The 14,964-nt window shown below is 39.8% G+C and carries 14 protein-coding genes; 6 read left to right on the top strand and 8 right to left on the bottom strand.

The window, feature by feature from the left end; genetic code table 11:
• Positions 1–31: 31 nt before the first annotated feature.
• Positions 32–652 carry an LVIS_2131 family protein gene (locus GTO83_RS10485; RefSeq protein WP_180871047.1) on the bottom strand — a complete coding sequence of 207 codons (621 nt, stop codon included), beginning with the start codon at positions 650–652 and terminating at the stop codon, positions 32–34.
• Between the two features lie 142 nt (positions 653–794).
• Between GTO83_RS10485 and GTO83_RS10490 the strand changes: the two genes are divergently transcribed.
• Positions 795–983, top strand: coding sequence for an LBP_cg2779 family protein (locus tag GTO83_RS10490; protein WP_180871048.1), 189 nt, complete (start codon positions 795–797; stop codon positions 981–983).
• Positions 984–1,127: 144 nt separating this feature from the next.
• Here GTO83_RS10490 and GTO83_RS10495 read toward each other — a convergent pair whose 3' ends face one another.
• Positions 1,128–2,066 carry a LacI family DNA-binding transcriptional regulator gene (locus GTO83_RS10495; RefSeq protein ID WP_180871050.1) on the bottom strand — a complete coding sequence of 313 codons (939 nt, stop codon included), beginning with the start codon at positions 2,064–2,066 and terminating at the stop codon, positions 1,128–1,130.
• Between the two features lie 469 nt (positions 2,067–2,535).
• Here GTO83_RS10495 and GTO83_RS10500 point away from each other — a divergent pair, with 469 nt between their 5' ends.
• Both GTO83_RS10500 and GTO83_RS10505 read left to right on the top strand, forming a co-directional pair.
• The gene (locus GTO83_RS10500; protein ID WP_180871051.1) at positions 2,536–4,509 is read left to right on the top strand and encodes a LysM peptidoglycan-binding domain-containing protein; all 1,974 of its coding nucleotides are present in this window, start codon (positions 2,536–2,538) and stop codon (positions 4,507–4,509) included.
• Between the two features lie 79 nt (positions 4,510–4,588).
• Positions 4,589–4,894 carry a helix-turn-helix transcriptional regulator gene (locus tag GTO83_RS10505; RefSeq protein WP_180871053.1) on the top strand — a complete coding sequence of 102 codons (306 nt, stop codon included), beginning with the start codon at positions 4,589–4,591 and terminating at the stop codon, positions 4,892–4,894.
• Between the two features lie 127 nt (positions 4,895–5,021).
• Here GTO83_RS10505 and GTO83_RS10510 read toward each other — a convergent pair whose 3' ends face one another.
• From GTO83_RS10510 to GTO83_RS10535, 6 genes are all read right to left on the bottom strand, one after another.
• Positions 5,022–5,483 (bottom strand): arginine repressor, encoded by a 462-nt coding sequence (locus tag GTO83_RS10510; protein ID WP_180871055.1) that lies wholly within the window; start codon positions 5,481–5,483, stop codon positions 5,022–5,024.
• A 107-nt stretch (positions 5,484–5,590) separates the two neighbouring features.
• Positions 5,591–7,564, bottom strand: a complete 1,974-nt coding sequence (locus GTO83_RS10515; RefSeq protein WP_180871057.1) for an ATP-binding cassette domain-containing protein — start codon at positions 7,562–7,564, stop codon at positions 5,591–5,593.
• A gap of 175 nt (positions 7,565–7,739) precedes the next feature.
• On the bottom strand, positions 7,740–8,414 hold the full coding sequence (locus tag GTO83_RS10520) for an ABC transporter ATP-binding protein (RefSeq protein WP_180871059.1): 675 nt from the start codon (positions 8,412–8,414) through the stop codon (positions 7,740–7,742).
• Between the two features lie 10 nt (positions 8,415–8,424).
• Positions 8,425–9,474, bottom strand: coding sequence for an ABC transporter permease (locus GTO83_RS10525; RefSeq protein WP_180871061.1), 1,050 nt, complete (start codon positions 9,472–9,474; stop codon positions 8,425–8,427).
• Position 9,475: 1 nt separating this feature from the next.
• Positions 9,476–9,994, bottom strand: a complete 519-nt coding sequence (locus GTO83_RS10530; RefSeq protein ID WP_180871063.1) for a TetR/AcrR family transcriptional regulator — start codon at positions 9,992–9,994, stop codon at positions 9,476–9,478.
• 148 nt (positions 9,995–10,142) lie between these two features.
• Entirely contained in the window at positions 10,143–11,153 is a 1,011-nt protein-coding gene (locus GTO83_RS10535; RefSeq protein WP_180871065.1) for a zinc-dependent alcohol dehydrogenase family protein, read from the bottom strand.
• Positions 11,154–11,536: 383 nt separating this feature from the next.
• On the opposite strand from GTO83_RS10535, the gene GTO83_RS10540 reads away from it, so the two are divergent.
• From GTO83_RS10540 to GTO83_RS10550, 3 genes are all read left to right on the top strand, one after another.
• Positions 11,537–13,120, top strand: coding sequence for an Nramp family divalent metal transporter (locus tag GTO83_RS10540; RefSeq protein ID WP_180871067.1), 1,584 nt, complete (start codon positions 11,537–11,539; stop codon positions 13,118–13,120).
• A 571-nt stretch (positions 13,121–13,691) separates the two neighbouring features.
• Positions 13,692–14,441: a hypothetical protein gene (locus GTO83_RS10545; RefSeq protein WP_180871069.1), complete on the top strand. Its 750-nt coding sequence runs from the start codon at positions 13,692–13,694 to the stop codon at positions 14,439–14,441.
• Between the two features lie 57 nt (positions 14,442–14,498).
• Positions 14,499–14,708 (top strand): hypothetical protein, encoded by a 210-nt coding sequence (locus tag GTO83_RS10550; protein WP_180871071.1) that lies wholly within the window; start codon positions 14,499–14,501, stop codon positions 14,706–14,708.
• The last annotated feature ends 256 nt before the right edge of the window (positions 14,709–14,964 follow it).

Raw genomic sequence — 14,964 nt, forward strand, 5'->3', positions numbered from 1 at the left:
TTATATCATGCAATTTTCGCATGGCTAGTTATTATTGTTCCTTTAAGAAGTTTGTTGCCGGAATTCGAATTAAAGTATACTGACCAGCTGGCCGATTAGCGCGCAGGCCAATTCCGTTAATCAGCGTATTCCGATAGGTTACATCCATTTCAGCAACAAAGGCATGACTAGAATTATTATCTTCATTTGTTAATTGCTTTTGATTCCATGGATATTGACGGGCATCATTTGGAATTAAATTATCCCCGGTCACTACTGTCGCATAGTGCAAACTAACCGTATTTCGATGAGTTGCGGTTGCATAGGTATATGACGCAAGATGATGCCGACTACCTTCACTCCGGTTTCCTAACACGTAATAGTAATCATTTTCCGTTGCTATTAATTGCAATGGCGCGTAATTAGTTTTGATTTTTACTACTGTTTGATCCGTGTAGTCAACCTTACGATTAAAAGTCATGTAATACATTCCACCAACCCAAATTAAGGCAATAATTAAGAAACCAATATATTTAGCCATTAGGGTTTTATTAACGCGGTTACCAGTTTTTGCAATTAACATTAGTTGGTGAACCCGAATATAGTGGATTACCCAACACAAGTAGACTAATGCTCCCAACCAAAGGAGCCAGCCCAACCAATTCCATGTCATTCTTTTAACCATCCTTTTAGTAGTCTTTTTCTTGTTATCATCATTAAATTGTACCACATTTGGTTAATTTTTTTGAAAATGCCTTCTGCAATGGGGTAAAATATAACGAGTTACTAATTTACACCGTACTGGAGGATTTATAATGGATGAATCAAATAACCTTTCAATGGAAATCATTAACTTTGAAAAGGACCACGATATGATTGACAACCAAGTGGCATTTGGAAGCCAAATTTCAGTTGAACGAGTTCATGATATTAAGTCACAGGCCAGTGAAGCAACTGAGGAAGAAGCTGGTTTGTTACGGAAGTTTATGGCTTCACAAAAATAATTAAAAGCTAGAAAAAAACTTCTCGATGACCATACCCACTTAGTTATTACCTTGACCATAATTTCTAAGGAGCATTCGGAGATGAAAGGGAGGATGAGGAGAAACTCAAGTTTCTCCTCACCCTCCCTTTATTTTTATGTCTAACTACTTTTTAAAAATCACTGGCAATTCCTTTGATGGCAAGGGTTTAGATGGATCCGTAATCCTTTTTAATAAAGTATCGATTAACTCTTCGGCTAAATCATCAACCGGCCGCACCACCGTTGGCAATTCCGGAGCAATCTTTTGGACGAGGCGCGAGCCATTGTATCCGGTCACAATGAAGTCTTTACCAAAAACTTTACCAGCTTGCTCGGCAAGACTCTTAATTTGTAAGGCAAATTCATCATCCGGTGCTAAAACCCCGTCAAAATCTCCTGGAAAAACATCTTCAATTTGAATTTCGTTTACGTCTAGCGGGGTGTATTCAAAATCGTGTTCATTCATATAATCAACCACCCCTTGTACCCGATTAATCGTTGGCGAAGACGAGGTATCTTCATCAATTAAGACTGCTAGATTCTGACATCCCCAATTAACTAGATAGTCAGCCGCCAACCGCCCACCGGTATAGCTGTCTGAAGTAACAATTGGAATTCCATCAGCTAAATAACGGTCAAAGGAAACAATTGGAGCATCAACTTGCTTATATTCTTCAATTCCCAGGTTATGAGAACCAGAAATAATCCCATCAACTTGGTTAGCCATCAGCATGCCCAAGTATTCATGTTCAATCTGCTCATTTTCGGCAGCGGAAGCAATAATCGTTTTATACCCCTTTGCGAATAATCGTGACTCAAGATCGTTAACTAATTCTGCATAAAAGGGATTTGTTAAGTTTGGAAAAATCAAACCAATAAAGTTCGATGGCTTCCCCTGCATCGCTCGGGCTAATGCATTTGGCTGGTAATTTAATTCCCGCATTGCTTGATGAACCTTATAGATTGTCTTCTTACTTAAGGAACCATAATTATTAATCACTCGGGAAACTGTTGTAACTGATACCCCAGCTAGCTCAGCTACATCTTTTAACTTCGCTACCATCTTCACTACTCCACTTACAAAAATTATTAAGGAAACCTGTTAACAACCCGATGTTTGCGTTGTCATTTCCAACTAACCATCAGTATACCAATCTCAAAACTTCATTGCTAGAGCAATCATTAAAAACCAGGTAAGATAACCAAGCCTTTAGGGACTAGAATGAAATTTGATTTTTTTGGATCTCACCTAAACCACCAAAAAATTTGCTAAAAACTCGGATAACTACTTAGATTGGTTAAATTTAGCCAAAATTTTTATTGTTATTAAATATTTCCTTTCTTTTAATTTACAATTAATAGCATCTTGTCATTTTCGTAAAAAAGACTATTAAAATTCGTTGATTTTCTTAAAAAATCATGCTAGTTTGAAAGTGTTATATCCTTATGATTTTCTTAAACTTTTAAAAGACATATTAATTTTTTAAATGATCATTATTAAGCAAGAACTTATTCAGAGGGGACCCTATAATATGAAGAACACTCAATATGAAACTACTAATCTGCACTATAAAATGTATAAGAGCGGTCGTAAATGGGTATTCGCCAGCGTTTGCGCTTTAACCTTATTAACAGCAACGGGAGCTGTTGCCCATGCTGATGACCAAACTGCTAATCCAGATAGTGCAGTCCAAACAACTAGTGCTAACGGAAGTGACAATAGTAACACTACGAGTTCAGCTTCGAGTGCCAGTCAAAGTACTTCGGCTAGCAGTGCGGCTACTTCAAGCGCCGTTTCAGCTACTTCATCAGCAACTAGTGCCAGCTCGCAAGTAAGTGAAAGTAGTGCTGCAACTAACGAAACAACAACCCTAAATTTAGCTGCCGTTGCTGATTCTAAAGTTGCTACTAACACTAACGTGGCTGAATCAAAAGTAGCCACTTCATCAGCCGCCGCTTCTTCATCAACGGCTCCTACCTCAGCTAGTGTTGATCTGAATTCAATCACTTTTTCAACTAACGCAAAAAGTCAAGCCTTTATTGAAAGTGTCGCTCAAGGAGCAATTAATGGTTGGCAGACATACAAGGTATTACCTTCAATTACAGTTGCCCAAGCCATCCTTGAAAGTGGCTGGGGGAACTCTTATCTTTCAACCGCTGCTCACAACTTATTTGGGATCAAGGGAAGTTACAACGGTAATTCAATTCGTTTGCAAACACGCGAAGTCTACAATGGAAGAAGTGTTTATGTATACGATAATTTCCGCTCCTACGCTAACAATGATGAATCAGTCAAAGACCACGGGGCTTTCTTAAACGAAAATAGTCGTTACAGTAACTTGTTAGGAGACACTAGCTATATAAGTGTTGCCAACAAGCTTCGCGCTGATGGTTATGCCACTGATCCTAATTATGCAAGTTCTTTAATTAAGTTAATCCAAACTTATGGCCTTGATCGCTTAGACACAATTGCGCTTTCTGGTACTACTGCCGTTAATACTAAGAACGACAGTACCAGTAATGGAACTTCTTACAATACTAGTGACCAAGGAACTGGAACTTCAACCTCAACCGGGGGAACTAACTACTACACCGTAAAATCTGGCGATACTCTTTCTGGGATTGCAAGCAACCACCGTACCACGGTTCAAACTTTAACCCAACTGAATCATCTTGCTAATCCAAACTTAATTTATGTTGGTCAACGGTTATTGGTCCGCCAAGCCAGTGCTTCTACGAATACTTCCACTAGCCAAACTAGTCAAACAACTACTAGTTCAACTAGTGCGACTACTTATACGGTTAAGTCTGGCGATACCCTCTCCGGAATCGCTAACCAATTCAGTACGACTGCCTCAGCCTTAACGAAACTAAACCAACTTGCTAATCCAAACTTAATTTATGTTGGTCAAGTCCTTAAAGTTAAGTCAAGCGCTACCACGACTACGACCAACACGAATTCAACTTCAAGTAGTCAAAGTGCGACTACTTACACGGTTAAGTCCGGCGATACCTTATTAAGCATTGCTACAAGCCACCACACAACTTACGAAAAATTAGCAACTTTAAACAATTTAACTAACCCTAACTTAATCTACGTTGGACAAACCTTAAAGCTTGCTAATAGTTCTTCAGCTACTCAAACTAGTACTACTAAGACGACGACAAGTTCTGCTCAGGGTACTTACACTGTCAAAAACGGTGATACCCTCTCCGGAATTGCTAGTTCCCACGGTACTACTTATGAAGCCTTAGCAAGTGCAAATGGTATTTCAAACCCTAACATGATCTATGTTGGTCAAACCTTAAAGCTTAGTGGTACAACAACTTCAAATGTTACTACCCAAACCAATAACACTACTACTGCTAGTTCTTATACCGTTAATAGCGGTGACACCCTTTATGCCATTGCTACTAGGTTCGGAATTAATTGGCAACAATTAGCTTCTCAAAATAATATTAGCCAGCCTTATACAATTTACGTTGGTCAAAAACTCTCACTCTAAGGTAAAACAAAAAAATGAAGTAGCTTCCCTCGTGTAGCCACTTCATTTTTTAACAAATTTCTTTAAAGGGGGTAATCCCATGGTGAATTATCAATCACTTCGCCAAGAAGAGCTCCAACGAGTTAGTTCCCTATTTAAAGTTCTCGGTCACCCCAAACGATTACAATTACTATATTTACTAATGCAAAGTCGCATGACTGTTTCAGAAATCAGCGCTTCATTAGAATGGGAACAATCCGCCGTTTCTCATCAATTAAAATTACTAAAACAAAAAAATCTGGTATCAGCAAGCCGACATGGCAAAAACATGGTTTATCAATTAACTAGTCCCCAAATCATGTCCCTAATTGCGGATGCCGTTGAAAATTCTAATTTAGGACGATAATAAAGAAAGAGAGGCCAGGAAGAAACGCACGTTTTTTCCTGGCCTCCTTTGCATCTCCGAAGGTTACTCAGTAACTAAATGGCCGTTGCTTCCCTGACGGTCGCACCAGCCCATTTCTTTCGTTTTGCTAATGTTCCATATACTTCTGCACTAATTGATTAATCTTTTTTGCCTCTTCTGGAGTCTGGCTAATTGTAATGAAAGTATCATTCCCCGCTAGAGTCCCTGTAACTTCAGGCATCTGGCTGTCGTCAAATAGTCCAGCTAAAATCGTGGCGTAATTTGAGTTTGGGGTTGTCTTAATGACATTAATAAATTGAACCGTAGTAATCGATTCAACCGTATTTTTTATCATCTCATACATCCGCTGATTAATCTTCGGCCCCGCATTTTCGACGCGAATATAATAGGAATGTCCATTTTCATCGTTCACTTTTGCAACATTGAGTGCATGCAAATCCCGTGAAATCGTTGCTTGGGTCGCTTCTTCCCCTGCATCTTTTAACCGTTGTAATAATTCCTCTTGCGTACTAATTTTAAAATCCGTGATTAATTGTTTAATTAATTTTCGTCGATCTCTATTTCCCATATTTAGCACCCCTTTTTTACCGTTTCTATCTTAGCATATTTATTAATTTTACAAATCGTTCCTGCTTACTTTTTTCATCTTATCCTAACCCGTTTTAGCAAAAATAACTAGTCTTCCGCAAGGGCTTCAATCGGATTTAAATTCGCTGCTCGACGGGCTGGCAAAACTACGGCCAAAAAAGAGATAATGATCGCTGCTAAAAAGGCAAAAATTACGTTTCCAACGGTAATTTGGACGATTTGATATTTTATCAAATGTGCTAAAGAGACATTTAGTCCCCAAGCTACTAGCAACGAAATAACCAGGGCAAAAACTGCCCCAAAAAGCCCAATTAATAATGATTCAGCAGTAAAGAGGCGACGAATATCCTTCTTCCGTTCACCTAAAGCCCGCAAAATTCCGATTTCCTTTGTCCGCTCAGATACTGACATGTACATTGTCACAATAATCATCAAAGCAGAAACCAATAGCGAAATTCCAGCAATTGCAGCTAAGATGTTGGCAGCTAATTTAACATAGGTATTAACCCGCTTAAGAACTGAACCAATGGTAATTGCCCCAACAACTCGTTTGCCATTCGTCCGTAAGTTATTAATTTGGTTAGCAACATGACTTACTTGATCAAGTGACTTAACTTTAACTGCCAGTAAATTTGGTTCTGAAATTGCATTAGCCCGTTTTAAAGCTTGGCGAACAGTTGGCGCATTAATCACCGTCGCACTACTCGTTCCGTCAGTAATCCCAGCAACCTTTAAGTTAAGGTTGATTATCATTGGTTGTTTCTGAGCATTAACCCACTGAAATTCCATCTTTACAGTCTTACCGATAAACGATTTCATTGAATGGTTACCAAAAAGTTCAATTGCATCTTGTTTTTTGAGGACTAACTCTCCATTTTTTGGCATGTGTCCAGCCTTTAACAAGTCCTTTTTCTCAGCTAAGGACCAGGTTTGCATCATCGTACCACTTTGTTCTTTAGCTTGATTAGTTAACTGGTAAGCCGGAATAATGTAACCTTCTTCAACTCTTTTAACTCCCTTCAATTGCTCAATCCGATGAATATCACTTTCCTTAATCGTTGAGCCTTGAAGGTTAGCTGCGATATTTTGAATTGATGATTGCAACTGCTCATTAGTCATCTTTTTCCCTGTTTGATTCTTAAGCACCGATATCACTTCGGGATTAGCAACCTTGTTGATTTGATTTTGGAGATAACCATTGACCCCATTCCCAATTCCGCTAAAAAGGATCACCGCAAAAAGCCCAATTCCAACCCCAAGCATAATTAATGAATTTTGCCAGAAATTATACATCAGGTGTTTAAAAGCCGTCCGATAACTTGAAATTGCCGGTAAAGGCTGGGGCGTTAGCCTTTTCCCTTCTTGGACCGGGTAAGATGACCGTAGCTGTTCATCAGCTTCAATTTTTCCATCAGCTAACCGAACGATCCGCGTCCCGTGGTTAGCAACCTCGTTGGAGTGGGTAACGGCAATTACCAACTTTCCATCTTGGGCAATTCGGTCCAAGATTTCCAAGACTTCTTGGGTATTTTGCGCATCAAGGGCTCCCGTTGGTTCGTCAGCGATAATAATTTGCGGGTCGGCAGCTAGTGCCCGGGCAATCGCCACCCGTTGTTTTTGGCCCCCAGATAGCTGACGAGGGTGTTTTTTAATATGGTCACTAAGCCCCACTTCGGTTAGTAATTGAATTGCTCGTTGCTTTTTTTCGACCGGTCTTAAAGTGGTCATTTCTAGTGAAACCATCACGTTGTCTAACACCGTCAAATGGGGAATTAGATTATACGATTGGTAAATATAACCGACCATTGCCCGCCGGTATTCGTCTAATTGTTTTTCTTTTTGGTGATCTAAGATTTGGCCTTCAACTTTAACCATTCCTTCAAATTCGCGATCAAGTCCCCCAATAATATTCATGAGGGTCGTTTTTCCACCCCCGGATTCGCCGAGAATGGATACAAATTCACCTCGTTCAAGCTGTAAATCAATTCCTTTTAAAACCGGAAATTCCTCTTTTCCTAGGTAGTAAGACTTATGAATGTCGGCTAACTCTAATAATGCCATCTCGTCGCCTCCGCTTTTTAATGATAGTTAGCTCTCTAAATTATAGTTGATTTCCGACTTAAGGACCAGTTAGCGAATTTTACATAATTAACCAGAAAACGAGCTTGAAGCTGGGGATTCCCCCATCCTCAACCTCGTTGTATCTCCAAAGATTACTAACTATGATCAAACCCTATTATTTAACTTGGGTCAATTGACCATCTTCGATTTTAGTAATCCGATCGGCGAATGGCATTAACCGTTGATCGTGAGTCACCACTACTACTGCCTTTTGTCGCTTGGTTGCTAAGTCTTTAAATAACTGACCAACAGTTTTTACTCGTTCGCTGTCTAAGGCCGCAGTTGGTTCATCAGCTAAGATAATTGGTGGATTAGCATACAAGGCCCGAGCAATTGCTACCCGTTGATTTTGACCACCTGAAAGCTGATCCGGAAACTTATGAACAAGTTGGCTAATCCCCAGTTCTTCTAGTAAATGTTGGAGTTCCGCTTGTAAAAGATTTCCCTGTTTTTTTACTCGATCAACCAGTTCAAACTGCTGTTGAACGGTTAAGTAAGGTAATAGGTTGTAGGACTGTAAGACAAAGCCAATCTCTTCAAGCCGCATTCGGTCGCGCTCTTTATTTGATAATTTGGTTGTCTCTTTTCCATTAATCAGGACTTGTCCTTCACTAGGGGATTGTAAACCACCGGTGATTGTCAAAAAGGTACTCTTCCCTGAACCAGAAGGACCAATTATGAGATTTAATTCACCCGTTGATGCTTGGAAATCAACCTTTTTCAACGCTTGAACCCGGCCAACACCTTCACCGTAGAACTTACTGATTTGTTTTAATTCAATTACTGGCATTTAATCCCTCCTAATTTAATGCATCTAGTGGCTGAACACGTTGGATTAATTTCACTGGAATCACTGAACTTAATGTTCCAAGGATGACCATTACTAAAGTCAAACCAATCGCAAGTGGCCAATTAATCAGAAATGGCATCGCTTCTGGCAAAGTTAAACTTGTCAAAGCCGTTAAGATCAGGCTTAACACGCCCCCAACAGCCATTAATAGGATTGCTTGACTAACTGTCGCTCGGACTAACGTACCCGTTGAAATTCCTTGGGCCCGTAAAACTGCATAGTTTGGGAGTTTTTGCATCGTTAAAATATATAAGAAGACACCAATAATCGCCATTGAAATTACCATTAAGAAACCAATCATCGCTGCAAAGGTTTGATTTTGAGCGCTATAACCTGGTAATTTTTGGACATACTTAGCTTTGGTATAACTTTTTAGGTTGTCATGCTCATACTTGAATTGCCGGGTACTAAAAATTGCGCTAGCTCCGAATTGCCTCCCGCCTTTAAGTTGTTGCCAAACGCTTAATTGACTGTAGACAATTGGGGTCACATTTAAGGTACTTTGTTTAGCAAACCCTACAACCCGGTAAGTCTTGGCTTGACCACTAAACTTAATTTTTTGGTTTAAATGGTATCCCTTGTTCTTTAAAGAATCTGCCAAAACAACTTCGTTTGCTTTTTTCCACCAACGACCTTCACTCAAAGTAACCTTTTTAGCAATTGCTTGATTTGCCTTCAACCCAATTAGTTGGGCACTTTGCTTATCCGCCCCATTTTTCTTGGTAATTACTAATGGACTTTGCCCAACCAATGAATCTCCAGCTTTTAATTTTGGGAGTTCATTTGCTGGAATTACTGATTGATTAAGATTGATATTGGCTCCCTTATTTAAAATTACGGTTTGAGTTTGCCAACTATCAACTGCAGCTGTGTTTTCTTTTGCCAGACCTAACATTAGCCCAAGTAACATAAAGATTAGGTAAGCAATTAAGGTTACCATCGTAACAATCAGGCCATAGTGAACCTTTTCATGCTTCATTTCATTAAGCGCTAAAAACAAATTATTTTCCTCCTAATAACTTTTTCAATACCGTTTCTAAACGTTGGAGAATCGCTTCTTCATCCTCCTCATCAAGTAAACATTCCCGCACTGCTTGGTGGGTTAGCGTCATCACCGCCCATGTCTCGGCCTTAAACCGTGGTGGCATAACCGGCTGACTATGCAAATAAGCCTCATTTACGGTATAGTGCAAAGTTATTAAATCCTTCAGCCCCTTAGCTTCCCCTTGTGTAATAAACCGGCGCACTTGTTCTGTATATTCCGCCGGAGTTTTAGCTAACCGCCCCGTTAATTCATCTTTTGAATGGATTTGATTAAGTGCTTGCCGCCATAACCACCAATAAGCATCCTCTAAATCGCCAAAATATTTATAAAAAGCGCCCCGGGCAATCTGTGCTTCCTTGACAATCCGAGCAACTTGAGCGTCTGGTAAGCCATAAGTACTAAATTCATGGAGTAACGCAGCTTGAATCCGGTCCTTTTTTTCTACTTTTAAGTTCTCAAATGTTTGACTAGGCATTTCCATCCTCCTTGGTGACACTGTGTCATTTTCCCTAACTTTAACACTTGAAGTGACACGGTGTCAACTGTAGCCAAAAAAAGATGAGTGCGATATTTCGCAACTCATCTTTTTTAAGATTTAGAGATTGATTTAATTTTTTAAACGTTTAGGCTTCTTCGCCCCCGACCTTAACAATGGCCTTGGAGACCTTTCCTAACTTACCAGAAACAAATTTTTCAACCCCGTCTAAATCAAGTTCGTGGGAGAAAAGTGGTAGTGGGTCAACCTTGCCAGATGCCAATAAAGCAATTGAATCTTCGAAGGTGTAAGGGTTAATGAAAGCCCCTTGAATTGTTAATTGCTTTTGGAAAACATCGTAAGTGTTAACTGAGAACTTATCGTCTGGGTTACCGACTCCAAACATCAAAACTTGAGCGCCCCGAGCAGCGGCTGCTAAAGCTTGTTCTTGAGTTGCCGGTAAACCAACAGCTTCAACCACAATGTCAAAACTGTCGGCCGGAATTTCTTCCTTAGTGGTGTTAATCGTCTTTACTCCAAAGTGTTCACGGTTGTTAGCAAGCTTTTCGTCAGACCGACCAGCCAAAGTAACTTCGTGAACTCCCCGTGCCTTTAAAATTTGGGCAAAAAGTTGACCTTCAAACCCATCACCAAGTACTAAAGCACTTTGGTATGGGTGAGTTTCTAAGAGATCAACCCCGTGCATTGCACAAGAAATTGGTTCAATTACCGCTGCGGCCTTCAAAGAAACGTTATCTGGAATTGGGTAAACAACCTTAGCTGGGGCTGTGAAGTATTCTTCAAATCCACCATCACGGGTAACACCTACGGCATCAAGGTGTTCACATAATTCAGGCCGTTGCGTCCGGCAGTACTTGCATTGACCACAATAGATGTTTGGGTCAACCGTTACTCGGTCACCAACCTTAACATTCGTAACTGCAGAACCAACTTTTGCAACTACCCCTGAATTTTCGTGTCCCAAAACAATCGGTGGCACAGCAGAAGCAGACCCTGGTAACCCAGCGTACAAAGCCTTATCCGTCCCACAAATCCCAGCAAAGGCAGTATGAACTAAGACTTCATCTGGCTTAACTTCAGGAACATCATATTCTTGAACTGCTAAATCCTTAATTCCTTGTAAAACAAGTGCTTTCATTTTTATCTTCCTCTCTCGCCTTGTGAAAAATATCATTTGATGGTTATAAGTATACTCATTTTAATTCTTATGTCAACCGCTTGTCATATTTTTTTCTTGTCAATTCATTACTTGTAAAGACCTTTGAAATAAGCGATAGTAAGTCTTTATACTAGTCTAAGATTTTTTACTTTCCTTTATTCTAAATTTGTGATTTTATCATCATAGTTAACCTTAACTATCCTAACCTACTTTTATTTAGAAATTAGTTATTCGCTTCAAAACGCTTAAAAACGGCATTTTCTATTGCAAGATATTATTTTTTATGCTAACCTAACAAAGGTGTTCCTTGAAAGTTAATCTTATACTTAGGAATAATTTCAGAATAGAAAGGTGGATTTGGCGTGGATAACACAAAAAATCAAGGCCGGAAGCATAAGTTAATTGAACATGCCAACGGGAAATCCTTGGAAGAAATTAACGGAACGGTTGAAGTACCACATGGTAAAAGCTTCTGGCGAACCCTCTTTGCATACTCTGGACCAGGGGCTTTAGTTGCCGTTGGTTATATGGATCCTGGTAATTGGTCGACTTCGATTACTGGGGGGCAGAGTTTCCAATATACATTAATGACGACCATCCTGATTTCAAGTTTGATCGCGATGTTACTACAAAACATGGCAGCCAAACTTGGGATCGTTAGCCAAATGGACTTAGCTCAGGCCATTCGGGCGCGGACCGGGAAGGCGTTAGGAATTATCCTATGGATTATGACTGAGCTAGCAATTATGGCTACTGATATTGCCGAAGTTATTGGGGCCGCAATCGCCTTGAACTTATTGTTCCATATCTCATTAATTACTGCGGTCTTCATTACCGTCCTCGATGTCTTGGTACTCTTACTACTTACCAAGATTGGATTCAGAAAAATTGAGGCTTTAGTTGCTTGCCTAATTTTAGTAATTCTATTTGTCTTTGCTTATCAAGTTATCCTTTCCAAGCCTGACTGGGGTGCCGCTTTGGCTGGTTTAGTACCAACCCCGCATGCAGTAGCTAGCAGTCCAGTAGTTGGCGGGATTTCACCATTAAGTGGTTCGTTAGGAATTATTGGAGCGACCGTTATGCCGCATAATCTCTACCTTCACTCCGCCATATCACAGACACGGAAACTAGACCACACTAAAATTGAAGATATTCGTCAAACCGTGCGATTTACAACTTGGGATTCTAATATTCAACTTTCCCTTGCCTTCATCGTTAACGCCTTGCTGTTAATTATGGGGGTTGCGGTCTTTAAGAACGGTGCGGTCAAAGACACTTCTTTCTTTGGTTTATATGAAGCCTTAAATAATACTTCAATGTTAAGCAATGGTATCTTGATCGCTGTTGCTAAGACTGGGGTGCTTTCGACACTCTTTGCGGTAGCACTGCTAGCTTCTGGACAAAATTCTACTATTACTGGTACTCTAACCGGGCAAGTAATCATGGAAGGTTTCGTCCACATGCGGATGCCCCTCTGGGCCCGGCGATTAGTAACTCGGTTACTCTCCGTGATTCCTGTTCTCCTTTGTGTAGGAATGACGGCCGGTGAAACCGAACTTCAGCAACATTATGCTATTAATATGCTTATGGAAAATTCCCAAGTTTTCTTGGCATTCGCTCTTCCATTCTCTATGTTACCACTCTTAATGATGACCAATAGTGAAGTAGAAATGGGTGAATTTAAAAATGCTACTTGGACTAGGTGGCTTGGGTGGATCTCTGTAATTGGTTTAACCTTCTTGAATCTAATGAACCTCCCAAGTACGTTCGAGGGCTTTGGCGTTTGGAAAAAAGGTACCGCTGATCTCCTCGCTTACCTAGCAATCATTATCATTATTGCCCTCTTAACTTGGACCGTGGTTGAACTTTACCATGGGAACAAACGCTTTGCTAAAGAACATCAAGCTCATCCTTGGGAAGATAGTACTAAAGCCGCTACCGATTAATACTTTACTATCAAAGATAGGCTGGAATAGCTTTAAATTCCCCAACTTTTATTTTAAAGAAGAGGGTTAACCCTCAACTAAGGACCTTAAGCCCTGATACCGATAACGGTATCGATCATGGTGCTTGACAATGGCTAAGAGGCATTTTAGGGTCTTATCCATCCAAGCTACCATTGCGACCTTATTCAGTTTTGGATAAGGTCGTTTTTCTTTTAACCGGTAGTAATAATCAACGATATGGCAAGGCGCATGATGTTTTTGGCGGATCATATTACCAACCGCAAAGTAGACTAACTTCCGGGCAATTAGATTTTATCCCTCAATTTAATTGGATATTACTCAGTAAATTATGACAAAACGGTCTTAGAAATCGCTGGTAATTTTTCCTTTAATTTTGAAATCTCCTAGCTTTTTAAGAAAAACTAGGGGGTTTTTCAAAAAATCTTCATCCTTCTTTATTAGAATTTGAAGTTAGTCAACTTTAATTGAAAAAAATACTCGTAATTTTTCAACTATGGAAGCATAATGCTATAATTGAAACAACTAAATTGATGAAAAAGAGGTGAATACCTTGAATAATGATAATGAAAAAAAACGTCTGAGCCGGGTCGACCTCTACGATAGCCCGGAACATAAACGGGCCCGCCAACAAAAAAAGAAGAAACCGTTAATTCTCCATTTTAATGATCGCGATACTCCATCTTCAAAACAGCCTGTCCCAGGTACTCGGGCAGCTTTACGGATGGAAGAAAACGAGCAACGGGCTAATCGCAAAAACAATCATCGCCAACCAACGATTGTTACCACCACTAAACATAAAAGGCACCACTTAAAATTTACTGGTGGTAAAGGTCACCATCGAATTTACAAAGCAGTCTTAGGTATCGCCGTTGCTGCCCTAGTAATTTTCTTTATCACCTTCCTGATTAAGCAACAAAATCCAGTAAGCACAAGCAGTGACTCAACCGTTTCAACGAGCTCCTCACATAAAAAGAGCTCTTCTAGCAGCTCAAGTAGTAAAAAGAAGCACAAGCATCATTCAAGTAGTTCGACAACTTCGTCAACGGGAACCGATGATATCCAATCAACTTACGAGCTTCGTAATAATTCCACTCAACGATCAACAAATACCAATTCAACGACCAACACTAATACCAATAATGGCAATACTAACAACACTGACACTCAACAAAAACAATCTAGTCAAGCAAGCTCAACAACTACCAATGATAATTCTAATAACAACAGCACTCCATCAAACGCCAATAGTACGCAAACTAGTAGTGGCGCCAATAGTACTAGCGCTGGTCCAACCAAATAAATTTAACTTTCTAACCGATAAGTGTTATCATAAAGGTTGAAAGGAAGCGTATTACTTATGGAAATTAACGCAGATGCTTTAAAGAATTTTGAAAATTCAAAGTTTGATTTTGTGGACGCAAATGGAAAAGCTGTTGATTTCAATAACCTTGACGAAAATGGTAAGTATACTCTTCGAGACGGTGAAACAATCGTTGAAGACAATATGCATGCAAAGGATGTTGTTGAAACTATCAATAATGAATACGGGAAAGAATTAGCAGTTTAATTTCCCAGGAAATACTAATTGAAAGTAGGGAGAGGCCGGGAAGAAACATGAGTTTCTTTCCGGCCTCTTTTTCATCTCCGAATGTTACTCAGCAACTACGATCAGGTATGATTTTCTTACAAGCGGTATGATCTGCGTAAGCTCACGAACGACAGTAAATTTTCTCTGGTTACCTTATCTATAAGGACCGTCCTTTTTAATACGTCACCGTCAAGAATTTTTCCTACTCTCTTTTTATTATCAACGCTTGACACTA

The organism is Lactobacillus sp. 3B(2020) (assembly GCF_013487845.1).
GTDB classification, from domain to species: Bacteria; Bacillota; Bacilli; order Lactobacillales; family Lactobacillaceae; genus Limosilactobacillus; species Limosilactobacillus alvi.